This window comes from Francisella opportunistica (assembly GCF_003347135.1).
In the GTDB taxonomy this organism is placed as follows: Bacteria; Pseudomonadota; Gammaproteobacteria; order Francisellales; family Francisellaceae; genus Francisella; species Francisella opportunistica.
In genome coordinates, this window is record NZ_CP022377.1 from 699742 (window position 1) to 725993 (window position 26252).

Below are 26252 nucleotides of genomic sequence, written 5' to 3' on the forward strand. Positions count from 1 at the left end.
GCTAAATCATAAAACTATGAAGTTAAGAGTAAAAACAAGCTTGTTGTTAGTAACTTTTAGCATGGTATTGTCTAGTTGCGCGATCAAATGGGAGACACCTATAAATGATCGTGATCCTTACGAGAAATATAATAGAAAAATTTTCTATTGGAATAATAAGTTATACAGTTTTTTAACACCTGCTGCAAAAGCCTATAATTTTGTTGTTCCTGATGCAGTTCAGATAGGGATATTTAATATTTTTCAGAACTTGTTTGAGCCTAGTAGAGTAGTAAATGATCTATTTCAAGGTGAATGGAGCTATGCAGGTGATGATAGTATGCGCTTCTTAGCTAATACTACACTTGGAGTTGTAGGGTTCTTTGATGTTGCAAATAGTTGGTTTAATCTACCAATGAGGTATCACCAAGATTTTGCTGTGACATTACATAAATGGGGAGTATATAAAAAGGGCTATGCATCACCGTATATAGTCTGGCCAATTTTTGGTCCTGGAACTATAGAGGGAATTAGTGATAGTGTTGATGCGTTATTTAATCCACTTACATATTTATTTTTAGCTCCAGGAGTGGGCACATTTGCTGCGTATGCAGTTAACTATAGTGTTTATGGTTTATATTATACAAACCAAGGCGTTTCATATTTACCGGCATATTCAAATTTAGAAGAAGTTTCTGTTGATCCATATACTGCTTTGCGTAATGCTTATATACAAAATTATGATTATGGTATGGCAAAAGTCCTTAAGCAAAAAGATCCAGCATTAGAGTCAACACAACAGAATAATCAAGCGCTATTAAGTGTTTTAGGGGTTAGTGATAAAAATATTAAATCAGAAGTAGCAGCAAGTGGAGAAAGTTTTGTTCAAGCATCACCAGATGCTCCTGCTGTTCTTAAAAGTAGTCTTTTAAGCGTGAACAAAGTTGCTGGTGTTTAATCAAATCTGATAACTCAGCTTCTTTAAACCTTTAAAAAATTATTTTTGTTTCTTTAATGTGTTGTTTTTTGCTATCTTATGCTTACTATTTTCAAAAATCACACTGAGGTTATTAGTGAAAAAACTATTTGTAAATTTAATATCATTGTTAATACTTTTTCCAAGTTTAACTTTAATTGCTGCACCATTACCAACTGGTTATGATTTTATCCCCATCCAAGAAGAAATGCAGATTGCTCAACCAGTTGTGCAAAAGCATGGTATGGTTTCCTCTCAAGAAGCTCTGGCAAGTAAAGTAGGTCTTGAAATTCTTAAACAAGGCGGTAATGCTGTTGATGCTGCTGTAGCTGTTGGTTTTGCCTTAGCTGTTACTCTACCAAGAGCAGGTAATCTTGGTGGTGGTGGATTTATGTTAATTTATCTAAAAAAACAGCGTAAAGTTGTTGCGATTAATTATCGAGAAAAAGCTCCAGCAAAAGCCTCTCGTGATATGTTTCTTAATCAAAAAGGTGATGTTGACTATAGCAAAGTTTCTGGCTCATATAGTGCCTCTGGTGTACCAGGAACTGTTGCAGGTTTAATTAGTGTTCAACAAAAATTTGGTAAATTAAAACTTCAACAAGTGATTGAACCTGCTATTAAATTAGCCGAAGAGGGAATCCCTGTAAGCTATGATCTTCATCAATCACTAGTAACTGCGAAACCATGGTTAAAGAAGTCTCCTGATGCGATGAAAATCTTTTATAAGAAAGATGGCTCAGCATATCAGGTTGGAGAAATTTTAAAACAGCCAGAACTTGCTAATAGTCTAAAGCTAATCGCAGAACAAGGCAAAAAAGCTTTCTATGAGGGGAAAATAGCCCATAAGATAGCTGATAGTATGGCTAAAAATGGTGGGCTGATTACACTGGAGGATCTTAAAAATTATAATATTGAAGAGAAGCAACCATTAAAAGGTACATATAGAGGTTATACAATATACTCTATGCCACCACCAAGTTCAGGTGGAGTAATCTTAATTGAGCTATTGAATATTTTAGAGAATTTCCCATTAGCTGATTATGGTAACAACAGTGCTAAGATTATTAATCTTATGAGTAATGCGATGAGCTATGCTTATAATGACCGTAATGCCGACTTAGGTGATCCTGATTTTGTTAAGATGGACTTAGCTAAATTTTTATCAAAAAAATATGCTAAGCAAATTGCTCAAGAGATAACTACAGACAAGCATATTCCTAGCGAAGATATTAGTAGTATAGATCCAGAAGAACATGAGAAATTACAAACTACACATTTTAGTATTGTCGATAAAGGTGGCAATATGGTCTCAAATACATATACGCTAAATTACTCATATGGTAGTGGTATTGTAGTACCAGGTACTGGAATTTTGTTAAATAATGAAATGGATGATTTCGCGGCTAAAGTTGGCGTGGCAAATGTCTTTGGTTTAGTTCAAGGTGAAGCAAATACAGTTGCACCAAACAAAAGACCGCTAAGTTCAATGACTCCAACGATAGTATTAGATAAAGATGGTAATCCTTTCTTAGCTACAGGTTCACCTGGTGGCAGCCGTATTATTACAACAACTTTGCAAGTGATTTTAAATATCATTGATTTTAATATGAATCTTCAAGCAGCTATTAATAACCCCCGTATTCATAGTCAATTATGGCCAGATGAGTTAGGTGTGGAGCAGGGTATATCTGTAGATACAATAAAGCTACTTAAAGAAATGGGTAATAATGTTGTACCTTATGCTGCGATGGGAGCAGCTGAATCAGTAATGTCTGATGGGCAATATGTCTATGGTGCAGCAGATCCACGTAGAGCTGGGGCTTTAGCTGTTGGGTATTAACTTTATATTTTCTTGCTTCTAATTTTTGATATAACATTTAAATATAATTGGCCAAATAACAGTATATACTTTTGTAGTATCTCCCCATGATTCTTTAAACTTATGATAAAATCCTAGTTCAATTATAGGACATTTGCTATGATTTTTGAGGTATTCGGCATAAGCAGAAAAAGATTTGAGATATTCTATAAAACTATCGAAATTCATTTGTTTAGTTTGTTTAAACTCCGGAGCATCTAACTTGGTTAGATTAATATTGATATCTTTGTAAAAGTTATCAATATGTTCCCTGCCTTGTGGGAAGTATGGTCGGATAGTTTTATAAAGCTCTTGGTAAATAATTTCAACCTTAGCGTTGACAGTGATATTATGGTGGTATGCCCAAATAGCTATAATGCCATTAGGTTTAAGTATGCGTAAGCATTCTTTTTCAAATTTAGTCATATCAAACCAGTGAGCAGCTTGTGAAACCGTTATTAGATCAACACATTGATCGGCAAACATACTATTAGCTTCATCTGCTTTAAAGTATTTAATATTATTATGTTTGAAAGCTTTAGCTAGTTGTGCACTGCTAATATCAGTGGCATGGATTTCATTGATAAACTCAGTTAATTTGATTGCTGTTTGACCATTACCAGTACCACAGTCCCAAGCTTTTTGATTAGAGGGTATTTTTTCTTTTAAAAATTTTATAATCTCAACAGGAACACTAGGTCTGGCTTTTTGATATAGTGTTGCAACAGAACTAAAATCAGCTTTTTCGTTATTCATTATCTTAGTATACTTTAGGAACTCCATAGTTTATAATTTATAATACATTATCAAGCAGATTAAAGCTAAGTTCTTACAGCTTGTAAACATTGATAAATTTTTAAAAATCATGAAATATCTGATTATTTTGCAAGAAGTTTAATAGTTATAAAGAATTAATTATTGAAGATTAAAGCGTACCACGAGATGCTTTTTTACGATCAGATTCTGTTAGGTGTTTTTTTCTTAATCTAATAGACTTTGGTGTAATTTCAACAAGCTCATCGTCTTCGATAAATTCTAAAGCATACTCAAGCGTAAGCTTAATTGGTGGTACTAAAGTTACAGCTTCATCTTTGCCAGAAGCACGGATGTTAGTAAGTTGCTTACCTTTACAAGGGTTTACAACAAGATCATTGTCTCTATTATGAATCCCAATAATCATACCTTCATAAACATCAGTACCATGTCCAATAAACATTCTGCCACGCTCTTGTAGATTAAATAGAGCAAAAGCCAAAGCCTTACCAGATACCATCGAGACTAAAGTACCATTTTGACGAGTCTCAAGGGTTTGTTTTTTCATCGGCCCATAGTGATCAAATACTTTATTTAAGATACCTGAGCCTGATGTGATAGTTAGAAACTCTGTGTAGAAACCTATCAAACCACGTGAAGGAATTATAAATTCAAGTTTGACACGTCCTTTACCATCTGGCTCCATATTTTTAAGCTCACCTTGGCGTAAGCCCATTTTCTCCATTACAGTGCCTTGATGCTCTTCATCAATATCTATAATAGCATGTTCATAAGGTTCGTGTTTTTCACCGTCGATATCTTTGAAAATTACTTGCGGACGCGATACAGCAATTTCAAAGCCTTCACGACGCATATTCTCAAGTAAGATTGATAAATGTAATTCACCACGACCAGAAACTTTGAATTTATCAGGATCATCTAATTGCTCAACTCTTAGAGCAACATTATGGATTAGTTCTTTTTCAAGTCTTTCTTTGATTTGTCGCGATGTTACAAATTTACCTTCTTTGCCAGCAAAAGGCGAGTTATTAACTTGGAATGTCATACTGATAGTTGGTTCATCTACAGAGAGTGCAGGCAGTGCTTCCACATGCTCTGGATTACATAATGTATCAGAAATTTTTAGGCCTTCCATACCTGTTACGCAAACTATATCACCAGCACTAGCTTCTGGCACCTCATTACGCTCTAGTCCAAGATAACCTAATATTTGTAAGACACGCCCACTTCTTTTCTCACCTGCAGCATTAACGATTGTTACAGGTGTATTTGTCTTGATTTTACCCCTTTGGATACGACCAATACCGATAGTTCCAGTGAAGTTTGAGTAATCTAGCGAAGATATTTGCATTTGGAATGGACCGTTCTCATTAACATTAGGATGCTCAACGTTTTCAACTATAGCTTTGAAAAGGTCGGTCATATCATCTTTTTTCTCATTGATATCATTAGTTGCCCAACCATTAATGGCAGAAGCATAGATAACTGGGAAATCTAGTTGCTCATCAGTTGCACCTAGTCTATCAAATAAATCAAAAACTTGGTCGACAACCCAGTCAGGGCGTGCACCATCTCTATCAATTTTGTTGATTACAACTATAGGCTTTAGACCTTTTGCGAAAGCTTTTTCTGTTACGAATCTAGTTTGAGGCATCGGTCCATCAACGGCATCAACTAGTAGTAACACAGAGTCTACCATTGAAAGTACACGCTCAACTTCGCCACCAAAGTCAGCATGGCCTGGAGTATCTACAATGTTGATTCTATAGTCATTCCATTTAAGAGCAGTATTTTTAGCTAGGATTGTAATTCCTCTTTCTTTCTCAATATCATTTGAGTCCATAACTCTTTCAACTTCAGGACCACGACTTTTGAGAGTTCCAGATTGTTGTAATAATTTGTCAACTAGGGTTGTTTTACCATGGTCAACGTGTGCAATAATTGCAATATTTCTTAAATTCTCAATCATTCAGTATTACCTATTTTTATAAAATCACAGATAATTATAGACTAATAGAAGGCAAAAGTACCTAAAAACTTAAGAACTTTAATTTGAAATTAGTTTTCTATTCTTAGGTAGTGTCGTCATGAGATGTTAAGCACATATAGCAAAAATTAAGCTGAAGATTAGTATAAAAACTGCTATATATAAAACAGCATCCATCTAAAATTATTTATTGTTTAATTTTGATAATAAACATTTAATATGAATATTAATTAAATAAATTTTTTGACTTAATAATTATTTAAAAAAATATAAAATATTGCTGTAAAATATTTAATTATAATTAAGCATTTAGTTTAATAAATAATTAAAAAATATTTATAGTTATGGAGTTATTTTATGCGTAAATTAGGTTCCATGAACAAAAAAATCATCTAAGCCAAATAAAGGTGCTTGCTAATGCTATAAAGCCGAGGAAAGCAGAACAAGTCTTATCAAACCTAGAGAAAACCCTTCTAAAATGCTTAATTTTAGAGAAAAAGTTCTCTATCAAATGTCTTTCCTTATAAATATGCCAGTCAACATTATGGCCTTTGGTATAGTTTTCTCTAGCAGGAATGACTGGTTTATTTTTATTTTCCTCAAGGAATTTTATATTTTCTTCAGAGAAATATGCCTTATCAGCAAGAATATAAGCATTTGTTATTCCTTCTAAGAGTTGTTGTGAGGGTACAATATCATGGACATTACCAGCAGTTATTATAAATCTAACGGGATTTCCTAAAGCATCTGTAAGAGTATGAATCTTTGTTGTTAAGCCACCCACACTTCTACCCAAAGCATTGATTTCATTACCATTTATCTCATAACCACTAGCACACGCATGTGCTTTAACAGATAGTGAATCTATCATGAACTGTTGTGAATCAATGTCTGAAACATAAGTCATTAGATTATTCCAAATACCTTTGTCAGCCCAGTATTTATAACGCTTATGGATGGCTCTACTATTACCATAATCCTTGTGAAGATATTTCCACTGAGCTCCTGTTTTTAGGATAAAAAATACTGCTTCTATGAATCTTCTAAGCTTAACTACATCTTTTGTATGCAATCCTTTTTGAGCTGTTAGAAAAGTTAAAATAGTTGACCAATTTGTTTCTGATATGTAATATTCCATATATGTTAAGTATGTTTTTTTGTTTCACAAAACTATTTAAATATACTTAACTGCTTTATTCAATTTTTTTGTTCATGGAACCTATTTATTGGATTTTTTGTATACTTTTTAAGCCTTTGCATTGCAGTGTCTATGTACTCAGAAAAAGATATTGGATTAGAGTATAAATCAGAAAATTTGAAAACAAGGCCAATAATGGAAGAAGATCGAGATTTTTGGTACGATTTACATGCATCTGAATCTGTTTGTAAATATTTTAGAGATGGTAAAACAAGGAGTGCTGAGCAAGTTAAAGCACAATTTGACAGAAGTCTCGCAAGGTTTAAAAATGGAGATCCAAGATATTTACATGTGATAGAACAATTAATAGAAGATAGATGGATTAAAGTAGGTACTGTTGTATTAGGTGGCTCTTCCGAGCCTAAGTTTTTAGAATGTGCTATGATTACACACCCAGCTTACGATACAGAAAATAACCAATATTTAGATATTGCTTTTGAAAATAAAACTCTTGAATTAGAAGATCAAAAAAGAGTTAAAAATTCGATACATCCCATTTGGGGGCAAAAAAATGCAACACGTATATTACAATGGGGATTAGAAAATTATATTCCATATATTTTAAAAACTAAAGTTAACCATTCTTGGGAAAATGAGCAGGGAGAAGTGTTTCAAGAAGTATTTGATGGTTCACAATATATTGGGATTTATGCAACTGCAACAAATCCAGCTTCTATGAAAGTTCTAAAAAATTATGGTTTTACTGAAGAAGGTAAAAGTGAATGCAATTGGGGTAGTAAGTATATATATAAATACTTATTTAAAATTTAAATTTAACTAATCTATTATTTTTAAATTTTTAAAATAAATATCCTATGCACGAGAAAAGTTTTATCTGATCTAGAAAATTCTCAAAGACAATTGTTTTATCATAACTGCTCAGCTAAGCAAAAATTAGATATTAGCTATAATTTATGTAATTCAGTTAAAACTAATATTTTTGGGCTTAGAAGGCGAATACAAAAAACCTTAGTTGCACAATATGGCTAATTAATAAATCTTCGGTATCTTGCTAACATCGTTTGATTACCACTAACCCCGCCGCAATGGATATATATAATTGGTTTTGGTAGTTGATGATATTTTGCTAATAAAGTACGCCAAGCTATCGGGTCATAGAGTAAATCAAATTCGATCTTTGTTTCTCTAAGCAACTGTAAGTAAATATGGTAATTTGCGCTATCTAATTGACCAAAGCTATTTTTAAAATTTGGTAAGATGATCTTGGGATGGACTAATTCAGCATCTATACTAACAAATTGTTCTTTTAGATATTCTGAGCTACCAACACATGGAATTGTATAGACTTTATTTGCTAGATATTTCTCAAGATATAGTGCCGTTGTACCTGTGCCAGCGGCAATTACAACACTATAATTTTCTATACTGTTAGTTTGGCAATACTTGTCAATTTCTAGAGCACATGCTGCTATGCCTTCTTCAGCATGGGCATTTCTACCACCTTGGTCAAAAAAATAAAGACTATTATCTATCTGATAATTTGTTTTTAGATTTTCTAAATTCAGAGGTTTTGTGGCTTCAAATAGTTGCATACCGTTTGCTAAAGCTAGCTTTAGATTACCACTTTTATTTTGCTTAAGAAACTTAGGTAGAGGTTTTATCCAGTAATGAAAATTCCAACCTTTAAGTTTAGCTAATTGTGATAATGCCAACATAAAGTTAGATTGATTGCCACCGAAAGATATAATAGTTTGGATATGTGAGTATTTATCAGGGCTGTTTAGAAGATAAGCAAGTTTTCTAGCTTTATTGCCAGAGAAAATAGGATGATTTAGATCATCCCGCATTACAATAAAATCTTTGTTATTAAAAGATATTTTTTGAAATAGGGATAGCATCTAGAAAATTATTCTTCTAGCAGCTCAAACTCATCTTTGCCAACACCGCAATCAGGACACTCCCAATCTTCTGGGACATCTTCCCATCTAGTACCTGGCTCAATACTATCTTCTGGCCACCCTTCAGCTTCATCATAAATCAGGCCACAAACTATACAAATGTATTTTCTATATTCCATAACTAACTCTAAAAAATTAATTAATGAGTAAAAAGTTGCAATATTTTAGCATTATAAAAGTCGTATATCTAGTATCTATAACAACATTACAAAAGGTTATATTTAGATTCGTCAACACCTATTTTACGTGATTTATTCGAAAAAAATATAATATTATTTTCGACAAAAATATCAGTTATTTGTTTAGAAATATCTTTACTTAAATGCCTTCTAATAAGACGATAAAAGGCATCTTTATTGTTTTCATTAAAATGTTTTTTGAAAGTTTTGTTGACGACACTTTCATGACAAGCGAGAAATTTTTTGATGCGTATCTTCGGATCAGTGTTGCTAGTACCTGTATCACATTGTGTAGGCGCGGTAGTTGCTATATTAAATCCTTTGCGGGTATAGTATGAGGCTATTCCTTTAAAAATTCTATCTTTACTAAATATCGTAATGCTAAGGTAAGTACGAAAATCACGATATCTTTCAACATACTCGCCAACTTTGGTACAAATATAGCCATCCATATTATCTTTATTACCTTCACCGTAGATAATTGGCACTAGCTCGAAATTATGGTAGATTTCAGTTTTGTCAAAGTTGGATTCTAGTTCTTGGCTATTGGTAAAAACTATTACTCTATCGAAATTACCTGCAGATATATGTGCAAAATTGTTGTAGTTTTCAGAGTCTACTATTGCTAGTTTGAGATATTCCATGATATTACTCCTTCTGCTAGCTATATGATTTATTTTAACCTAAAAGCTGTGTTATTAGCTATATTTTGTTAAAATTATACTAATTTAGTAAAGTTTATAATTGTTATGATTGATTTTGAATACACTTATAGCCACTTACCACAACAATTTTACACACAACAAGAGACATACGAATATCCTAATGCAAAGCTAATTATTTTAAATGATTGTTTAGCTGCTGAGTTAGGTTTAGATTTAGTTGGGAAGTCAGAGCAACAATTATTAAAGCTTTTTTTAGGCTATAGTAGTGAAAAGCCAATCTCACAGGCTTATGCTGGTCATCAGTTTGGTAATTTCACAATGCTAGGTGATGGGCGTGCTATATTAATAGGTGAATATAAAAAACCAAATGGAGAGCTAGCTGATTTTCATCTAAAAGGTGCAGGTTTAACAAAGTTCTCAAGAGGGGGTGATGGCAAAGCAGCTTTAGCTCCGATGCTTAGAGAATATATAGTCAGTGAAGCAATGTATAATTTAGGTATACCAACTAGCCGTATCTTAGCTGTGGTAACCACAGGCGAAAATATTCAAAGAAATAGGCTACAACAAGGAGCAATAGCTGTTAGAGTGGCTAGTAGTCATATCCGAGTTGGAACTTTTCAATATGCAGCAACCTTAGGTACTGAATATAGCCAAGAGCTTTTAGAGTATACGCTTAAAAGACATAATATAGCTTATGGTGAAAATAAAGCTCTGAGCCTACTTGATTATGTAATTGATAAACAAACTAGCTTAATAACCGAGTGGGAAAGAGTAGGTTTTATTCATGGTGTTATGAATACAGATAATATGACTATCTCAGGTGAAACTATAGATTATGGTCCATGTGCCTTTATGGATAGTTATGATCCAGATACTGTATTTAGTTCTATTGATAGAGAAGGCAGATATGCTTTTGCAAATCAAGCATCAATAGCAGGTTGGAATATTGCACGGCTTGCAGAAAGCTTACTAGAACTAATTTCAAAAAATAAAGAGGAGGCTATCAAATTAGCTCAAGATAAATTACAAAGCTATCCAGAAATTTATAAGAATAAATGGAAAAAAATGTTCCTTGCTAAGCTAGGACTTAGTATTGATAAAGCATTCGATGATGAAATGATTTCAGGTTTATTTATAGAGATGTTCAAATATAAATTAGATTATACTAACACCTTTTACAATCTAACTTATAAAAACTTTGCAACATTAAAGGGTAATGGTTTAGGAGATTGGCTAAGTAAATATATAATTAATAGTGGGATAAATTTTGCAAATATGAAGAAGACTAATCCTGTAATTATTCCTCGCAATCATCAAGTAGAGAAAGCGCTTAAATTTGCCGAAGATGCTAAGCTTGGTAATTTATATAATCTTATAGCTGCACTTAAAACACCTTATGAATTTAATAGTCTAACTAAGAAATATATGGCAGAACCGAATGAAGAAGAAAAAGTTAGATTTACTTTTTGTGGTACTTAATAGTAAAAATAAGACTGTTGATTTTATCACTTATCTTATGCAAAAGTTATATCTTTATAAAATCCATTCGCCTTATGGCAACCCTTCACTATTCTATTTGTGGTTGCTGAGGGGAGCTGAAGTACTCAGTGACCGTGAAGGAGAATTTTTTAAATTGTATGTAGTGACAGCATATTGTGCTGTCTTCTTCTGTAACACCCTAAATTTTGACAGATCAATGATCTGTCACTACACTACAAATGAAAATACATTAAAAGAGACTCTAAGAAGCTTTTGTAGTTTTATCAACAATAATCGCTGTAGTCATACTTCCATGAATGTTAAGTGGGGTTCTAAAACTATCTATAATAGCATCAACGCCTATAATTAGAGCGATTAGCTGCCATGGTAAGCTAAAGTAAGAGAAAACTACACCAGCAGCAACAAATGCTGTGCCAGGTATTCCAGATACACCAAGTGAAGCGAGCATACAGATTAGCGAAATTAGCACTACTGTTGAGAAAGTAATATCAACGCCAGTAGCATTCATAGCCATGATTGCTAATACTGCAGGAAATACTCCCGCACAGCCATTCATCCCTAGAGTTGTGCCCATAGTTGGTGCAAATGTAGCAATACTACCAGTTGTACCATATTTATTTAAACTATCAATTGATAATGGTAATGTGCCCATACTCGATCTAGAAGTAGCAGCTATGAGCATAGCCTTCCAAATACTTTTGTAGAATCTAACAATATTAGTTCTAAATAAAACTAAAAGTGCAATGTGCATTATCAGAACAATTACTAATGCAATATAACAAGTTAAGATAAAATACAGGACTGTTGAAATACTGTTCTTATCAAGCTCAATACTCATTTGTACCATCAAGCCAAGTACACCATACGGGGTGATAGCAATAATCATTCTAGCTAATTTTTTTATCACAAAAAATGCTGAGTCAATAAAGCTAATAAAAGCAGCAGCTAGTTTACTATCTTCACGATGCGCAATTAGCATAGAAAAACCAAGAAGTATCGCAAATATTACCACAGCCATTACATTATTATTATCCATTTGATGGAAAATATTATTAGGTAAGAAGCTTAGAATAGTTTCAGATATACTCGAAATCTTGATATCTTTAGTAACATTACCTGTAATAGATGCAATATCTATGCCGTGTCCTAAATGCATAATAATAGCAACACTAGCACCTATTGCGGCACTTATACCTGTTAGGATTAAAAGTATAGCTATTGTTTTATACGCAAATCTTATAACATAAGACCCTTCATAGTTTTTTAGGTTAATTATTGAATGAGTTATCGATGTTAAAACTATAGGGATAATCAGCATCTTAAGTAAAGAAATATAACCATCACCTAAGATATTACTAATTTGTATAAAACTATTACTATAGTAATTAGTAGAATTATAGATAATACCAATAACGATACCAATGATTAAAGCAAGTATAGTTCTGAAATTAAAGCTAATTTTTTTCAGATGTAGGTATATTAGTATTAAAAAAGAAACTATAAGTAAAATTGCCATGCGCAAGCCCTTTAGAATAGAAATTGATAGCTGTGAATTCTAACATAATTTACTAAATCGGTATACTATATATAATTAGTAAAACTACTAGGACTGATTAAAAATTGATATATCCACTCAAAAATTGATGTGACTTTTTGTTGTAAAAACAAAAAAATCACGCTTATAATGACTTAATCATAACTTTTTATTTAACAGTAAAGATGACAACACTTATGCACCAAGAGGCAAGTAGTAGTTTTGCCAAAGTTGCTAATCAGCTAAAATTAAACAAAGATATCACTAAATCAATAGTTAAAATACTTAAAGAAAAAAATATCAAAAGAATTATCACTATTGCTCGAGGTAGTTCAGACTGTGTGGCAAATTTTGCAAAATATTTGTTTGAAACTCAGCTTGGTTTTAGTGTTTCATCATTACCACCATCTATAACGACGATATATGGTAAAAATATTGGTGATGACCAAACACTAGCTATAGCTATCTCACAATCTGGTGGTAGCCCAGATTTACGCTTAGCTTTAGAAGGTTGTAAGCAAGCAGGATGTATTACACTAGCGATAGTTAATGTGGAAAAATCCCCTCTAGCAGAAAGTGCAGATTTAGTTTTACCAGTAAGAGCTGATGCAGAAAATGCAGTTGCAGCTACAAAAAGTGTTATTACATCGTTGGTGGCATTAGTTGGTATAGTAGCTGAGTATAATCAAGATAAAGCTTTGCTTGATGCTTTAGAAGCATTACCAGTCGCTTTAGAAAAAAGTCTAGAATCAGATTGGTCAGCAGCTGTAGCAGAATTACACAACAGTAAGAATATGTTTGTAATAGGAAGAGGCTTTGGTTTCCCTATTGTTCAAGAGATGGCACTTAAGTTTAAGGAAACATGTGCTATCCATGCTGAAGCATTTAGTTCAGCTGAAGTTCTACATGGACCTTTTGCTTTAATGAATAAAACCTTTACTACTTTTACAATCTTACAACATGATGAAAGTGCTGAAGGTACTCATCAAATAGTTAACAGAATGACTGATTTAGGTGTCGCAACTGTACTTGCATCAACTGGCTGCCAGTCAACAGCTAAAGTGCATTTACATATTGATGTTAAAATTCACCCAATACTAGAAACGATAGTTTTATTACAAAAGTTCTATCTTATGGTTAATGATTTAGCATTATCATTGGGATATAATCCAGATAATCCAAGTAACTTAAAAAAAGTTACTGAAACGGTTTAATTTTTATCAATAAATATTAAAGGGATATGAATTATGAATAATTCAATTAAATTAAAACTCATGGTCATTATGATTATTTTTTTCTCTGCAATGGGAGGAATGCTATATGGTTATGATATAGGGGTGATAAATAGCGCCTTCTTATTTATCAATAGAGATATTCCTATGAGTACATTTGAAACATCACTACTAGGGGGTTCAGTACTTTTTGGTGGAGCATTTGCAATATTATTAGCTGGTTTTATTGCCGATATTATTGGTAGAAAGAGAACATTAATTATCTCAGGTTTGATATTTATAATATCAGTAATAATGGTTTATATGTCAGGTAATTACGTTGAAATTCTTTTTGCTCGTTTAGTTCAAGGTATTTCAGTAGGTTTTGTGACAGTGACTGTACCATTATACCTTACAGAAACTGTTCCTGGAACTATTAGGGGTATTGCTGTGACATGCTTTCAGCTTTTTTTAACTGCTGGAATATTAATTTCAAACTATGTTGGTCTTTTATTTGAGGCAACAGCAAATTGGCGTGGAATGTTTTTATCAGCGTTAGTTCCAGCAGCAATATTTTTTATCGGTTCAATCTTTTTATGTAAATCGCCAAGATGGCTAGTATCTGTAGGTAGAGACAAAGAAGCAGAGATTGTTCTTAATAAAATATTTGAGAAAAATGCCGCACAAAGGGAATTAAGTGAAATTAAAGAGGTGATTGAGAAATCTAAACAAGAAGGTAGTATTTTGAAATCTCTAAGCCATAGACACTACTTAATGCCTATGCTGATTGTTTTTACAATAGCAATTCTAGCACAACTGACAGGTATCAATAGTATCTTACAATTCTCAGCAACAATACTCAAAGAATCAGGTCTTGGCTCTAACTATGTTGCTATACTTGGAGGTGTTACAATCACTGCGATAAACTTTTTAGCAACTTTGATAGCGGTATTTATAGCTGATAAGTTTGAAAGGAAATTTACCATCACTTTTGGTACTTTTATGGTTTCATTATCATTAATAGCAACTGGTTTAGTTATGTCGCTAGTTACTCCTGGTGAAACTCAAGGTTGGTTAATACTTGCGGGGATGGTTAGCTTTATCTTCTTCTTTGCTATTGGACCTGGCGCCTATGTTTGGGTGATTATGTCAGAATTATTACCAGGGGCTATTAGAAGTAAGGCATTAAGTATAGCGCTATTTTTAAATAGTATGGCATCAGCAATATTAGCATCAGTATTTTTACCTATTAACAATTTCATAGGACATGGCAGCATGTTTTATATATGTGGTGTATGTACTTTAGTATATAGTTTTATTGTATTTAAATTTGTGCCAAGAACTACCGGTCGTTCCCTAGAAGATATAGAAGCAGAATTCATGAAATAATTTTTGAAATTTTTAGTGTTTAATATATAAAAATCTTTGGTTAAATATTGTATTATAAGCCAGTTCTAAACAAAAATATCAAACATAAATGCTCAAACGACTAACTTTAACAGTTATATTGCTAATTTCTTCATTTAACCTATATGCACAAAAACTAATAAATCTCGACAAAATTGCTATTCCAAATAGTTTAGCTCTTTTGCCCCCACCTCCTGCTATTGACAGTATTGCTTTTATGAATGATAAAGCAATATCACAATTGTCATTTCTAACTAACAATAAAAACACTAAACGCTATGCTCAGGCAAAGATTGATACTGGATATACTGTTGAAGAGATAGCAGAAAATTTCTCTGAAAGTTTTGGTCAGCAAATTTCTAAACAGACAGCACCAATTATATATGATTTAATAGATCTAATTAGCGAAGTAGCATCAAAGTCAGGAAGTTATGCCAAAAAAGATTATATGCGCATAAGACCCTTTGTATTTTTTGATAAATCTACTTGTAATCCAGCAGCCGAAGAAGAATTAAGAGTTAATGGCTCTTATCCTTCAGGTCATACCACTGAAGGCTGGGCTGTGGCGTTATTACTTGCAGAAATAAATCCAGCGAAGCAGCAGCAGATTCTTAAAAAAGGCTATGAATATGGCCAAAGTAGAATAATCTGTGGTGCTCATTGGCCTAGTGATGTACAGGCAGGATATTTACTTGGTAGTGTAGTTTTTTCTGCTCTAAATGCAAATGATGATTTTAGAGCTTTGATAAATCAAGCAAAGAAAGAATTAAAGACTAATTAGGCCGGATTATTTATGTTTATAAATTTTGTCTCAAAACCAAACTTTTGTTTGAGCAAATCTGCAATAGCTTTTGCACCTTCTTTTTCAGTAGCATGATGACCTGCTGCGATATAGTTTATATCTAGCTCATAAGCAAGATGGGTTGTCCTTTCGGAAATTTCACCTGATATAAAAGTATCCGCCCCAGCTTGGTAGGCGTACTCGATAAAATCTTGAGCGCCACCAGTGCAGATAGCTACTTTGTTATTTTGCTGTTTAGCGGCTACTACAATAGGTTTTCTCTCAAGTCTATTTTCTATTAACTGGCTAAAATCCTCTAAATCTAATTTACACTGGCCGATTACTGAAATATCTGGTTTAGATCCTGTTTCGAAAAATTCCAAGTTACTTAAGCCTAATTTTTTGGCTAGCAGGATATTATTACCAATTTCACTATGACCATCTAGCGGAAGGTGGTAAGCAAAAAGATGTATACCATTTTTGATAAGTTTAGCTATACGCTGATATTTAATACCAACTATTGGATAGCTTTCACCTTTCCAAAAATAGCCATGATGTACGACAATAGCATCAGCATTTTCAGCTATAGCTTGGTCGATGAGTTTTTGACATGCTGTGACAGCTGTTATAACTTTTTTGATATCTCTATTACCTTGGACTTGTAGCCCATTAGGGCAATAATCTTTAAATTGTTCGATAGCAAAATAATTATTCAAGTAATTTTCTAATTCTTTAAAGTGCATAGCTTATGAAAATTGATGTTTATAATGATATAATCTTACATTGTATACTTTTCGTAGAATTATTTGAAAAAAATAAATATGATTTTTGGGTTTGTTATATGAATAAAACAAATGTTGTAAAAGTTGGAAATGTTTTAATCGGTGGTGATAATCCAGTTGTTGTTCAATCAATGACAGATACATACACCGCAGATATTGAAAAGACAGTTAAACAAATTTTAGCTTTACATAGAGCCGGTAGCGAAATAGTCCGAATTACAGTTAATGATGAGCCAGCGGCGGCTGCAGTTGCTGAGATTGTCAAAGAGCTTGCCAAGCAAGATTGTTATGTGCCTTTAGTTGGTGATTTTCATTATAATGGTCATAATTTACTGAGTAAATATCCAGAATGTGCCAAGGCTTTGGCAAAATATCGTATAAATCCAGGTAATGTTGGCTTTGGTAAGAAAAAAGATACTCAGTTCGCCGAGATTATAAAAATTGCCATAGAGAATGACAAACCTGTGCGTATTGGTGTCAACTGGGGAAGTTTAGATCAAGCGCTATTGGCAAGACTAATTGATGAAAATAATACGCAAAGGAATCCACTAAGCTTACAACAGATAATGCATAAAGCCCTTATAACCTCAGCTTTAGAAAGTGCCAAATATGCGCAAGAGCTTGGACTAGCAAAAGATAAAATCATAATCTCATGTAAAGTAAGTGAAGTCCAAGATCTAGTTGCTGTGTATCAGAAGTTAGCCAAAGAGTGTGATTATGCTTTACATCTAGGGTTAACGGAAGCAGGTATGGGTACCAAAGGTATTGTCGCTAGTGCTGTGAGTTTAGGAATTTTGCTACAGCAAGGTATTGGTAATACTATTAGAGTTTCATTAACTCCAGCACCAAATGCACCGCGTACAGAAGAGGTGCGTGTGTGTCGTGAGATATTACAAAACTTGGGGATGCGTACATTTACCCCAAGTGTGACATCTTGCCCAGGTTGTGGTAGAACTACTAGCTCGTTCTTTAGAGAATTAACAAGTAAAGTAAAAGAGTATTTAGATGAAAAAATGCATACTTGGAAAGAACAATATCAAGGTGTCGAAGCAATGAAGGTGGCTGTAATGGGTTGTGTTGTCAACGGTCCAGGCGAGTCAAAAAATGCTGATATTGGTATCAGTCTGCCAGGCAGTGGTGAGTCACCTGTTGCACCGGTTTTTATCGATGGTAAAAAAGCTCACACACTAAGGGGCGATAACATCTCTGAAGATTTTATAGAGATTATAGAGAATTATGTTAAAAATCGTTATATTAAGAAATAGGTAAATTTAAAAAGATGTCAGTAGTTTTTGTTAATACGCCTTTTGCTAGACTTAAACTAGGTTATACAAACAATACCCAAGGCTTTAGTAAAGAAAAATATGCTAAGTTTAATCTAGCTGATAATGTCGGTGATAAACACTTAGCTGTAGAAAAAAATCGCAATTTATTCAAATCATACCTTAATGCAGATATAAAATGGTTAAGACAAAAACATACTAGTATTGTCAAAAGTTTTGATGAATATAATGGCGAATTTTGTGATGCTCTTATTACCGATAAGCCTAGGCAAGCGTGTGTGGTTTTAACAGCAGATTGTTTGCCTATTATCTTATTTGATAAGAAAATAACAAAAGTTGCTGCAATCCATGCAGGTTGGCGAGGTTTGTCACAAGGGATACTAGAAGTAGCTTTAAAAGAGTTTGTTGGGCTAGAGTTAGTAGCTTGGTTTGGTCCTTGCATATCTGCTAATTTCTATGAGGTTGGCAGCGATATTCATGATAAGTTTATCGAGCAACATCAGTCATTTGGTCAAGCATTTCGTTCAAAAAGCGAAGATAAATATCTTTTTGATATGAAGTTAGTTGCTAGACAGATATTAAATGATAATCATTGTTTTGATATAGTTGATTCTGGTTTGTGCACTTATAGTAACAAAAGATTCTACTCGTATCGTAAAGAAGGTGTCACAGGTAGACAAGCTACATTTGTGTGGTTTGAGTAAATTTTAATAGAGGATAATATGTCTGAGAAATTACAAATCTTAAGAAATTTAATGCAAGAAAAAAGTTATGATTTTTATATTGTGCCTTCTGTTGATGATCATAACAATGAATATGTCCCTGAGTGTTGGCAGTATCGTGCTTGGATAAGTGGTTTTGATGGTTCAGCTGGCGATGTGCTGGTAGGTATGGATAAAGCATATCTTTCTACTGATGGTAGGTATTTTCTCCAAGCTGAGCAACAACTAGACAAAAATGATTTCGAAATAATAAAGCAGTCAGATTCTGCACCTGAAATTGTCAAGTGGCTTTGGAAAAATGCTAAGGGAAAAACTATTGCTGTAGACCCAGCTAAGCTTAGTTACAAAAGTGCTTTGGAGTTATTAGATTTTCTTAAAAGCGATGATTATAATGTGGTTTTTGATCAAGATAACCTTGTACATAAAGCTCAACAAAGGCTTGGTCAAGTAGCTAGTAATCCATCTACTACAATACAAGAGCATGCTATTCAATACTCTGGTAGAAGTGTTGCTTCTAAAATTGAAGAGTTAAGACGTACAATTAAACAGACAAGTTCAGATTTTTATGTGGATTCAAAATTAGATCATATAGCATGGTTATTAAACATTAGAGGTAGGGATGTTGAATGCACTCCTTTAGTGATAAGTTATTTATTTGTTTCTCTAAATGAGATAATTCTATATGTTGATGATAGAAAAGTTACTCCGGAAATAAAAAAATACTTCGATGATAATCATGTTCAAATTAGGGATTATTATCAATTCTATTTAGATTTAGAGTCAACTACAGGTAAGTATTTATTAGATGGCGCTAATATCAATTATAAAGTTTCACAGAGTATCAATAAAAATCAAAATAGTAGCTGCTATTTCTTGATGGTCGACTCTCCAGTAGGTTTGAGCAAAGCTCTAAAAAATCCTGTTGAAATTAACGGTGCAAAAGAAGCTCATCGTAAAGATGCTGCAGCATTTATATCATGGTGGCATTGGATCGAGAATAACTATCAAGGAGTTGATGAGATTCAAGCTGCAGCTAAGCTAAGAGAGTTTCGTGTACAACAACAAGGCTATGTTGAAGATAGTTTTTCGTACATAGTAGGTCATGCAGCAAATGGCGCGATTATTCATTATATGGCAAAAAAAGATGCCAATTTGAAGAAGATCGATGACCAAGCACCTCTTTTATGTGATTCTGGAGGACAGTATAGAGAGGGGACTACAGATATTACTAGAGTACTTCACTTTGGTAAACCATCAAAAGAACACAGAAAGTACTATACCTTAGTTCTAAAAGGTCATTTAGGACTTGGTAGAGCAGTATTCCCTAAAGGTACAACAGGTTCACAGCTTGATGTCTTAGCACGCGAGCATTTATGGCATTTCTGTGTTGATTATGCGCATGGAACAGGTCATGGTGTAGGAAGCTTCTTAGGAGTACATGAGGGACCACAAAGAATAAACTCAGTCTCAAAAGTTGAGCTAATGCCAGGGATGATTTTAAGTAATGAACCTGGAGCATATTTTCCTGGTGAATTTGGTATTAGAATTGAGAACCTATGTTATGTAAAACAGCGTAATCAAGAATCACCTACAGGTCATGGTCCATTTTACTGCTTTGAGGACCTGACTTTGGTACCTTATGAATACAAACTAATCGAAACTTGGATGCTAACTTATACTGAAAAGAAAACTATAAATAATTACTATAGTAGAATTAGAAAAGAAGTATTACCTTTGATAGAGGATCCACAAGTTAGAGAGTTTTTATTATTCAAAACAAGACATATAAAATAGCTAAAATACTAGCATTTTTGGCAGTCAAGCAGAAGTGGATGATTTTTTAATTATAAAAAAGTTAATAGGTTTTAATCTTCTGAAAATAAAATAAAAAGTATTTAATTATGACAAGAAAAACATCAAAACAAAAAGGTACCAAAAAGCAAAAAACTAAGAAGTCCAGAAATTATATAAAAATATTTTTACTACTAGTTTTGACTATAGGTGGTGGTTTCTCTGGTATTTTTTTTGATAAATTTGACTTAAAAGAAAAATTTATAAACTTTAGACATGCGGTATATAACTATTTCACTAGTGAGCCAATAAAGCATTACACTGTCAAAGATAACGAGAACATTTTTGCTAGATTTTTTTCACAAAGTGATGAGGCGAAAAAACAACAGCAACAATCAAATGAATTTGATAATCTCAAGCAGTATCCACCAGTTAGAACTTTACCAGCAGTTACTGATTATTGTCACGGTTTTTTAGCTTACGGTAACCCTAGTTACGGTGTAACTGAAGGTTTAGGGCAATCCAATCTTTACCTATGCCGTGATGGTTACGTTGTTGGTTACAATTATCAAACCAAAGAGGCAAGCTGGGTAGCATTTAAGTTGACAAAGTCAAAGGTGACAAATCATCTTAAACGTGATGATAAGTTCAAAGAAGACGATGATGTACCATTTGTCTATAGAGCGACATCAAATGATTATTCTCGTTCAGGTTATGATAGGGGGCATTTAGCTTCGTATGCATCTATGGATTTTAGCAAGAAATCTGCAGATCAATCGTTTTTATTATCAAATATGTCACCGCAAAAAGCAGGACTAAATAGGCAAGGATGGGAAAGGCTAGAGACAGTTGAGCGAATATGGGCGAATATGTATGATAGTATATACGTCTATACAGGACCAATATACAAAAAACAAAAAATTCATAAAACTATAGGTGATAATAAGATAGCTGTACCTGATTATTTCTTTAAGATAATTTATGTACCTTCTAAAAATCAAGCAATAGCGTTTGTAATGCCTAATGCAAGAGTTGAAAAGACTAAGATTGCTAACTATAGGGTTTCTATAAAAGATATTGAGCAACGTACAGGATTGCGTTTTTTGACTAACGTTCCGGATAGAGACTCTGTTATAAATAACGTCTCCTTAATGTGGCGTACTGCTTATTTATAAGCCTTGGTTAGATCTTCCGCTATCAACTTAGCAGCTTGTTGAATAATTTCTTCATTACTTGGCGCATTTTTATCATTAGGATTTGTATATAAAATTCCTAATGCAAAAGGTTGCTGATTTTCAGGGGCACCGTCAAGGTAACTGTTCACAAATTATATTAGTGTATAATTATAATTATATCAAAATTATTTTTCTTACTCATTATCTATGCTTACTCAAAAGCCAAAGAGATATCGTTATTCAGCGGAGATTATTAGTTACGCTATATGGATTTATCATAGATTTAATACCAGTTACAGGGATGTAGAGGAAATACTTAGATACAGAGGTATATTAGTTAGGTTCCATGAACAAAAAAATCATCTAAGCCAAATAAAGGTGCTTGCTAATGCTATAAAGCCGAGAAAAGCAGAACAAGTCTTATCAAACCTAGAGAAAACTCTTCCAAAATGCTTAATTTTAGAGAAAAAGTTCTCTATCAAATGTCTTTCCTTATAAATATGCCAATCAACATTATGGCCTTTGGTATAGTTTTCTCTAGCAGGAATGACTGGTTTATTTTTATTTTCCTCAAGGAATTTTATATTTTCTTCAGAGAAATATGCCTTATCAGCAAGAATATAAGCATTTGTTATTCCTTCTAAGAGTTGTTGTGAGGGTACAATATCATGGACATTACCAGCAGTTATTATAAATCTAACGGGATTTCCTAAAGCATCTGTAAGAGTATGAATCTTTGTTGTTAAGCCACCCACACTTCTACCCAAAGCATTGATTTCATTACCATTTATCTCATAACCACTAGCACACACATGTGCTTTAACAGATAGTGAATCTATCATGAACTGTTGTGAATCAATGTCTGAAACATAAGTCATTAGATTATTCCAAACACCTTTGTCAGCCCAGTATTTATAACGTTTGTGGATTGCTCTACTATTACCGTAATCTTTGTGAAGATACTTCCACTGAGCACCTGTTTTTAGGATAAAAAATACTGCTTCTATGAATCTTCTAAGCTTAACTACATTTTTTGTATGCAATCCTTTTTGAGCTGTTAGAAAAGTTAAAATAGTTGACCAATTTGTTTCTGATATGTAATATTCCATATATGTTAAGTATGTTTGTTTGTTTCACAAAACTATTTAAATATACTTAACTGCTTTATTCAATTTTTTTGTTCATGGAACCTAGTTATAAAACAGTAAGAAGTTGGAGTAATAAGTTTGGCAAATCTTTCGCTGATATTCTTAAGAAGAAAGAATCAAACCCTAAAGACAAATGGCATTTAGACGAAATAGTTGTTAAAGTACATGGAGTTAAGTTTATTTTATGGAGAGCTGTAGACTCTAATGGTCATGAGCTGGATGTATTCTTACAAAAACGTAAGAATAAAAAGTCAGCTATACGCTTTCTTAGTAGATTATTAGGACCATACCCCTCACCTAGAGTGATTGTTACTGATAAACTCAATAGTTATACTAAGCCTATTAAGAATATGACTAAAGTAGAGCATAGAAGACACAAAGGTTTAAATAATACAGTAGAAAATGCTCATCAACCTACTAGAAGGAAAGAAAAGAGCTTAATTAAATTCAAATCCCCAGGTGGATTGCAAAGGACATTAACCCTAATGAGTAAAATTAGAAACATATTTGCAGTACCAGTAGCTAGATATAGAAACTCAGCTTCTATACAAAAACTTAAATTTAATGAAGCTATAAATATATGACAACAAGCAGCTAAAGAGGTATACTGTTTCTAAAATAAGCATATGTGCTTTTTTATACCTCAATTACTTAACTTGACGATGCTCTTACAGCTATATTTTAGACCCTATTTTTTTTCCATTAACTCCCTAAGTTATCCGCTATTTTAGTATTAGTAACTTGTTGCGTTTTTTGATAAAGAACCTCTCTGATTTCTATCATCTCTTTTTTCTTCATGAATATTACTTAGCCGCTATAATTAGAATTAAACTTAAATCTAATTATAGAAACTTTTTACTGGTCAGTATATTTGTCGCTGAGGATGGTTATTATCTTTGGCGCAATCCTTCTAAGAAGTGATCCTTATACCTGTCGCATAACAAGAACTAACCAAATACAAAAAATTACAACTTTAAACAATTTTTTAAGAGAAATTTGCTATATTTTAAAGTGATTTTAACAACTATTTGGTTTTAGAAATATGAAAAAATTACACATGTTCCTACTTATCTCAGTATTATGGCTAAATTCGCTTTTTGCTAGCAAGCTACCATATGAGTTTATTACTACTCCTAACCAAAAAATCGTTCTACATGCTGCTTTAGAGGGTCATAATGCAATAGTCGGTGGGTTAGGAATGGTTGTTAAAGATTTAAGTTTAAATGAATATGAACATAGTAGTGGTAGCTATAATTATATTACCTATTCTATAATTCCGTATTATTCTTCTTTAAAGGAGAAATATAAGGATGATAATATTGTAGAGGTAACTACCATAAATCATGAAGTATTTACAGAAAATAGGAATACAAAGATTTTTTATAACGATAAATATAAACAGTTTTTAATCGAGCCTGATGAGCAAAATTCAGATATGGTTAATAAACCTATATATACACAAGAATCATCTTATTTAACTATTGCATATTTTAACTCTGCAGTAGCAAGTTTTGCTAATTTTTTAAATGTTAGTAGTTTACATTTACATGCATGGCACTCTGGTTTGGCAGCACCACTAATAAAGAAAAAATATAATATTGAAAGAAAACAAAAAGGCTTAAAACCAATAAAAGTTATTTCTCATGTGCATATGTTAAATGAAGAACAAGGTACTGAACAAGACCAGCTTTTATATAAGTACTTAGGATTAGAGTATAAAACTAATGAAAAACTAAATATTATGGCTTCTCAAATAATAGAATCAGATTTTTTAATATTTGTCTCTAAAGGCTTAGTTTATGACTACCAAAATGGACTTGATTATGGGCTCAAAAAAGTACTAGATGCAAAAGGAACTTACTTGAGAGGTGTCAGAAATGGAATAAATTATAATAATTACTCTCTTTTTAATAAGGAGCTATATAAAGAATACAGCCTAGATCAGAATACTTTTACTAATGATGATTTTAATTTAAATAAATCAAGAATAAAAGAAATTCTATATAAAGAGAAAATTATTAGCTCTAAGGATAAGCCTTTATTATTATATATAGGGAGATTTTCAGAGGAAAAAGGAATAAAGTCTTTTCAGATAATAATTGATTCATGGTTAAAACTAGGAGGGCAAGTCGTACTTGCTGGTCAAGCATATGATCCTAATTCTGATTCGCATATTATTAAACTTCAAGATATATACAAAATGAATGAAGATGTAAAAATATATAACAACATAATTAAAGATCAGAAAGAAAAACTTAGCGATGAAGTTGAAATTTCAAAAGGACATTTATTAAGAACAGCCGCAGATTGGGCTATTATTCCTTCTCAAATAGAATCTTGCGGTTTGATTGCTATGGAGTTGTTATCAGTCGGAACCCCTATAATCACTAGTTGGGTTCAAGGATTAAAAGATACACTCAACCCTTATGGGGTTGTTAACCCTATTGTAAGTGATCCAAATAATATTAATTATAATAGCATCTCATATTTTTATGAAAAGAATATGCCAGAAGACCAATTGAAGTATGAAATTGATAGAGCGTTTTTAAAAGCTTTTGACATTTTGAAAAATAGAAAAGAATATCTGAGAATAAGTGTCAAAGCATTAAAAAATAGTTCTGATTATGATTTGAAAAATAATACATTACCACAACTATATCAAATATATGAAGAAGCCAGTGAAGGTATTGATCTAAAAGAGAATTATAGTTTGTATAATCTTGAAGAGCTACTGATAAATTATGAAAGTGAATTATCTCTAGAACAGTTTGGAAAAGAAAAAAAATATAGTTTCAATGAAAAAAATGATTTTTTAATAGCCACAGCTAGTATATATGATGATGTAAATGTCGAAGATAACTATGAAAATATTGATAAGGATAGCATCATTTATAATGCTAAGAATGAAGGAATAGTTTCAAAGATAGATGGTTCAGGAACGTTTATATGGGTTTTAGATACATATGGTAATTTTTATATAGATACTAATAAGCATTCTAAAAAGACATGTCATGCTTTTATTTGTAAAAATAAAAATCAAATACCAAAACCTATAGCATGTGGCGGGGATATTAAAATTGAAAGCGGTAAAATCGTTTATATAGATAATAGAAGTGGCCATTATACGCCAACTTTAGACCAATTCCTATTAGCACTAAAATATCTAGATAAAATAGGGATTCTAAATGAAAATGTAAAAATTAAAGAAGAAATTTATAATTTAGATATAACTATTGAACAAATAAGAAATATGGATGTTAACAAAATTAAAAATCTATATTACCTACAAGTTGATAAGAATCAGCGTTAAAATTAGCTTATTATGAAAGCTCAAATCAAAGCCAGATTAAACTGTAGTAGCTCAAACATAATCTGACAGT

Annotated in this window: 22 protein-coding genes and 2 pseudogenes; 14 read left to right on the forward strand and 10 right to left on the reverse strand. The window is 32.6% G+C overall.

Annotation, left to right across the window (positions count from 1 at the left end; translation table 11 throughout):
* Positions 1 to 16: 16 nt before the first annotated feature.
* Together CGC45_RS03460 and ggt are read left to right on the forward strand one after the other, a co-directional pair.
* A complete protein-coding gene (locus CGC45_RS03460) occupies positions 17 to 937 on the forward strand; it encodes an MlaA family lipoprotein (protein ID WP_071628972.1) in 921 nt (306 codons plus the stop codon).
* A 115-nt stretch (positions 938 to 1052) separates the two neighbouring features.
* Positions 1053 to 2798: a gamma-glutamyltransferase gene (ggt, locus tag CGC45_RS03465; protein WP_071628973.1), complete on the forward strand. Its 1746-nt coding sequence runs from the start codon at positions 1053 to 1055 to the stop codon at positions 2796 to 2798.
* Between the two features lie 18 nt (positions 2799 to 2816).
* Here ggt and CGC45_RS03470 read toward each other — a convergent pair whose 3' ends face one another.
* The 3 genes from CGC45_RS03470 to CGC45_RS03480 form a co-directional block, all read right to left on the reverse strand.
* Positions 2817 to 3572 carry a class I SAM-dependent methyltransferase gene (locus CGC45_RS03470; protein WP_071628974.1) on the reverse strand — a complete coding sequence of 252 codons (756 nt, stop codon included), beginning with the start codon at positions 3570 to 3572 and terminating at the stop codon, positions 2817 to 2819.
* Positions 3573 to 3741: 169 nt separating this feature from the next.
* Positions 3742 to 5559: a translational GTPase TypA gene (typA, locus tag CGC45_RS03475; protein WP_071628975.1), complete on the reverse strand. Its 1818-nt coding sequence runs from the start codon at positions 5557 to 5559 to the stop codon at positions 3742 to 3744.
* Between the two features lie 406 nt (positions 5560 to 5965).
* Positions 5966 to 6715: an IS5 family transposase gene (locus CGC45_RS03480; RefSeq protein ID WP_071628410.1), complete on the reverse strand. Its 750-nt coding sequence runs from the start codon at positions 6713 to 6715 to the stop codon at positions 5966 to 5968.
* A 132-nt stretch (positions 6716 to 6847) separates the two neighbouring features.
* Here CGC45_RS03480 and CGC45_RS03485 point away from each other — a divergent pair, with 132 nt between their 5' ends.
* The gene (locus CGC45_RS03485) at positions 6848 to 7546 is read left to right on the forward strand and encodes a GNAT family N-acetyltransferase (protein WP_071628976.1); all 699 of its coding nucleotides are present in this window, start codon (positions 6848 to 6850) and stop codon (positions 7544 to 7546) included.
* Between the two features lie 215 nt (positions 7547 to 7761).
* Here the strand turns inward: CGC45_RS03485 and CGC45_RS03490 are convergent, their stop codons facing one another.
* From CGC45_RS03490 to CGC45_RS03500, 3 genes are all read right to left on the reverse strand, one after another.
* Positions 7762 to 8634 (reverse strand): 1-aminocyclopropane-1-carboxylate deaminase, encoded by an 873-nt coding sequence (locus CGC45_RS03490; RefSeq protein ID WP_071628977.1) that lies wholly within the window; start codon positions 8632 to 8634, stop codon positions 7762 to 7764.
* Between the two features lie 8 nt (positions 8635 to 8642).
* Entirely contained in the window at positions 8643 to 8813 is a 171-nt protein-coding gene (locus CGC45_RS03495; protein WP_071628978.1) for a rubredoxin, read from the reverse strand.
* Between the two features lie 86 nt (positions 8814 to 8899).
* Positions 8900 to 9517, reverse strand: a complete 618-nt coding sequence (locus CGC45_RS03500; RefSeq protein WP_071628979.1) for a hypothetical protein — start codon at positions 9515 to 9517, stop codon at positions 8900 to 8902.
* 105 nt (positions 9518 to 9622) lie between these two features.
* Here CGC45_RS03500 and CGC45_RS03505 point away from each other — a divergent pair, with 105 nt between their 5' ends.
* Positions 9623 to 11017, forward strand: a complete 1395-nt coding sequence (locus CGC45_RS03505; RefSeq protein WP_071628980.1) for a protein adenylyltransferase SelO — start codon at positions 9623 to 9625, stop codon at positions 11015 to 11017.
* A gap of 262 nt (positions 11018 to 11279) precedes the next feature.
* Here the strand turns inward: CGC45_RS03505 and CGC45_RS03510 are convergent, their stop codons facing one another.
* Complete coding sequence (locus CGC45_RS03510) at positions 11280 to 12554, reverse strand: dicarboxylate/amino acid:cation symporter (RefSeq protein ID WP_071628981.1); 1275 nt, start codon at positions 12552 to 12554, stop codon at positions 11280 to 11282.
* Positions 12555 to 12757: 203 nt separating this feature from the next.
* Between CGC45_RS03510 and CGC45_RS03515 the strand changes: the two genes are divergently transcribed.
* From CGC45_RS03515 to CGC45_RS03525, 3 genes are all read left to right on the forward strand, one after another.
* On the forward strand, positions 12758 to 13786 hold the full coding sequence (locus CGC45_RS03515; protein WP_071628982.1) for an SIS domain-containing protein: 1029 nt from the start codon (positions 12758 to 12760) through the stop codon (positions 13784 to 13786).
* 33 nt (positions 13787 to 13819) lie between these two features.
* Entirely contained in the window at positions 13820 to 15172 is a 1353-nt protein-coding gene (locus CGC45_RS03520) for a sugar porter family MFS transporter (RefSeq protein ID WP_071628983.1), read from the forward strand.
* 88 nt (positions 15173 to 15260) lie between these two features.
* Positions 15261 to 15971: an acid phosphatase gene (locus CGC45_RS03525; protein ID WP_071628984.1), complete on the forward strand. Its 711-nt coding sequence runs from the start codon at positions 15261 to 15263 to the stop codon at positions 15969 to 15971.
* Here the strand turns inward: CGC45_RS03525 and CGC45_RS03530 are convergent.
* The gene (locus tag CGC45_RS03530; protein WP_071628985.1) at positions 15968 to 16714 is read right to left on the reverse strand and encodes a Nif3-like dinuclear metal center hexameric protein; all 747 of its coding nucleotides are present in this window, start codon (positions 16712 to 16714) and stop codon (positions 15968 to 15970) included. The genes CGC45_RS03525 and CGC45_RS03530 overlap by 4 nt on opposite strands.
* Positions 16715 to 16812: 98 nt before the next feature.
* Between CGC45_RS03530 and ispG the strand changes: the two genes are divergently transcribed.
* The 4 genes from ispG (at position 16813) to CGC45_RS03550 (ending at position 21724) form a co-directional block, all read left to right on the forward strand.
* Positions 16813 to 18018, forward strand: coding sequence for a flavodoxin-dependent (E)-4-hydroxy-3-methylbut-2-enyl-diphosphate synthase (gene ispG, locus CGC45_RS03535; RefSeq protein ID WP_071629958.1), 1206 nt, complete (start codon positions 16813 to 16815; stop codon positions 18016 to 18018).
* A gap of 14 nt (positions 18019 to 18032) precedes the next feature.
* Positions 18033 to 18740 (forward strand): peptidoglycan editing factor PgeF, encoded by a 708-nt coding sequence (gene pgeF, locus CGC45_RS03540; RefSeq protein WP_071628986.1) that lies wholly within the window; start codon positions 18033 to 18035, stop codon positions 18738 to 18740.
* Between the two features lie 18 nt (positions 18741 to 18758).
* Positions 18759 to 20552 carry an aminopeptidase P family protein gene (locus CGC45_RS03545; protein WP_071628987.1) on the forward strand — a complete coding sequence of 598 codons (1794 nt, stop codon included), beginning with the start codon at positions 18759 to 18761 and terminating at the stop codon, positions 20550 to 20552.
* A 107-nt stretch (positions 20553 to 20659) separates the two neighbouring features.
* A complete protein-coding gene (locus tag CGC45_RS03550) occupies positions 20660 to 21724 on the forward strand; it encodes a DNA/RNA non-specific endonuclease (RefSeq protein ID WP_071628988.1) in 1065 nt (354 codons plus the stop codon).
* On the opposite strand, the pseudogene CGC45_RS03555 reads toward CGC45_RS03550, so the two are convergent.
* Positions 21715 to 21849, reverse strand: a pseudogene (locus CGC45_RS03555) (class A beta-lactamase); the annotation flags it as partial. The gene CGC45_RS03550 and the pseudogene CGC45_RS03555 overlap by 10 nt on opposite strands.
* A gap of 82 nt (positions 21850 to 21931) precedes the next feature.
* On the opposite strand from CGC45_RS03555, the pseudogene CGC45_RS09585 reads away from it, so the two are divergent.
* Positions 21932 to 22063, forward strand: a pseudogene (locus CGC45_RS09585) (IS6 family transposase); the annotation flags it as partial.
* A 20-nt stretch (positions 22064 to 22083) separates the two neighbouring features.
* On the opposite strand, the gene CGC45_RS03560 reads toward CGC45_RS09585, so the two are convergent.
* On the reverse strand, positions 22084 to 22833 hold the full coding sequence (locus CGC45_RS03560) for an IS5 family transposase (protein WP_071628989.1): 750 nt from the start codon (positions 22831 to 22833) through the stop codon (positions 22084 to 22086).
* A 74-nt stretch (positions 22834 to 22907) separates the two neighbouring features.
* Here CGC45_RS03560 and CGC45_RS03565 point away from each other — a divergent pair, with 74 nt between their 5' ends.
* Both CGC45_RS03565 and CGC45_RS03570 read left to right on the forward strand, forming a co-directional pair.
* The gene (locus CGC45_RS03565) at positions 22908 to 23456 is read left to right on the forward strand and encodes an IS6 family transposase (RefSeq protein WP_071628990.1); all 549 of its coding nucleotides are present in this window, start codon (positions 22908 to 22910) and stop codon (positions 23454 to 23456) included.
* A 614-nt stretch (positions 23457 to 24070) separates the two neighbouring features.
* A complete protein-coding gene (locus tag CGC45_RS03570; protein WP_232310106.1) occupies positions 24071 to 26182 on the forward strand; it encodes a glycogen/starch synthase in 2112 nt (703 codons plus the stop codon).
* The last annotated feature ends 70 nt before the right edge of the window (positions 26183 to 26252 follow it).

What these genes read in the sequence shown, in the direction of transcription:
- CGC45_RS03460 (WP_071628972.1), top strand. Translation starts at nt 17, where the DNA reads ATGAAGTTAAGAGTAAAAACAAGCTTGTTGTTAGTAACTTTTAGCATG.
- CGC45_RS03470 (WP_071628974.1), bottom strand. Translation starts at nt 3,572, where the DNA reads ATGAATAACGAAAAAGCTGATTTTAGTTCTGTTGCAACACTATATCAA.
- typA (WP_071628975.1), bottom strand. Translation starts at nt 5,559, where the DNA reads ATGATTGAGAATTTAAGAAATATTGCAATTATTGCACACGTTGACCAT.
- CGC45_RS03480 (WP_071628410.1), bottom strand. Translation starts at nt 6,715, where the DNA reads ATGGAATATTACATATCAGAAACAAATTGGTCAACTATTTTAACTTTT.
- CGC45_RS03485 (WP_071628976.1), top strand. Translation starts at nt 6,848, where the DNA reads ATGTACTCAGAAAAAGATATTGGATTAGAGTATAAATCAGAAAATTTG.
- CGC45_RS03490 (WP_071628977.1), bottom strand. Translation starts at nt 8,634, where the DNA reads ATGCTATCCCTATTTCAAAAAATATCTTTTAATAACAAAGATTTTATT.
- CGC45_RS03495 (WP_071628978.1), bottom strand. Translation starts at nt 8,813, where the DNA reads ATGGAATATAGAAAATACATTTGTATAGTTTGTGGCCTGATTTATGAT.
- CGC45_RS03500 (WP_071628979.1), bottom strand. Translation starts at nt 9,517, where the DNA reads ATGGAATATCTCAAACTAGCAATAGTAGACTCTGAAAACTACAACAAT.
- CGC45_RS03505 (WP_071628980.1), top strand. Translation starts at nt 9,623, where the DNA reads ATGATTGATTTTGAATACACTTATAGCCACTTACCACAACAATTTTAC.
- CGC45_RS03510 (WP_071628981.1), bottom strand. Translation starts at nt 12,554, where the DNA reads ATGGCAATTTTACTTATAGTTTCTTTTTTAATACTAATATACCTACAT.
- CGC45_RS03515 (WP_071628982.1), top strand. Translation starts at nt 12,758, where the DNA reads ATGACAACACTTATGCACCAAGAGGCAAGTAGTAGTTTTGCCAAAGTT.
- CGC45_RS03520 (WP_071628983.1), top strand. Translation starts at nt 13,820, where the DNA reads ATGAATAATTCAATTAAATTAAAACTCATGGTCATTATGATTATTTTT.
- CGC45_RS03525 (WP_071628984.1), top strand. Translation starts at nt 15,261, where the DNA reads ATGCTCAAACGACTAACTTTAACAGTTATATTGCTAATTTCTTCATTT.
- CGC45_RS03530 (WP_071628985.1), bottom strand. Translation starts at nt 16,714, where the DNA reads ATGCACTTTAAAGAATTAGAAAATTACTTGAATAATTATTTTGCTATC.
- ispG (WP_071629958.1), top strand. Translation starts at nt 16,813, where the DNA reads ATGAATAAAACAAATGTTGTAAAAGTTGGAAATGTTTTAATCGGTGGT.
- pgeF (WP_071628986.1), top strand. Translation starts at nt 18,033, where the DNA reads ATGTCAGTAGTTTTTGTTAATACGCCTTTTGCTAGACTTAAACTAGGT.
- CGC45_RS03545 (WP_071628987.1), top strand. Translation starts at nt 18,759, where the DNA reads ATGTCTGAGAAATTACAAATCTTAAGAAATTTAATGCAAGAAAAAAGT.
- CGC45_RS03550 (WP_071628988.1), top strand. Translation starts at nt 20,660, where the DNA reads ATGACAAGAAAAACATCAAAACAAAAAGGTACCAAAAAGCAAAAAACT.
- CGC45_RS03560 (WP_071628989.1), bottom strand. Translation starts at nt 22,833, where the DNA reads ATGGAATATTACATATCAGAAACAAATTGGTCAACTATTTTAACTTTT.
- CGC45_RS03565 (WP_071628990.1), top strand. Translation starts at nt 22,908, where the DNA reads ATGGAACCTAGTTATAAAACAGTAAGAAGTTGGAGTAATAAGTTTGGC.
- CGC45_RS03570 (WP_232310106.1), top strand. Translation starts at nt 24,071, where the DNA reads ATGGTTGTTAAAGATTTAAGTTTAAATGAATATGAACATAGTAGTGGT.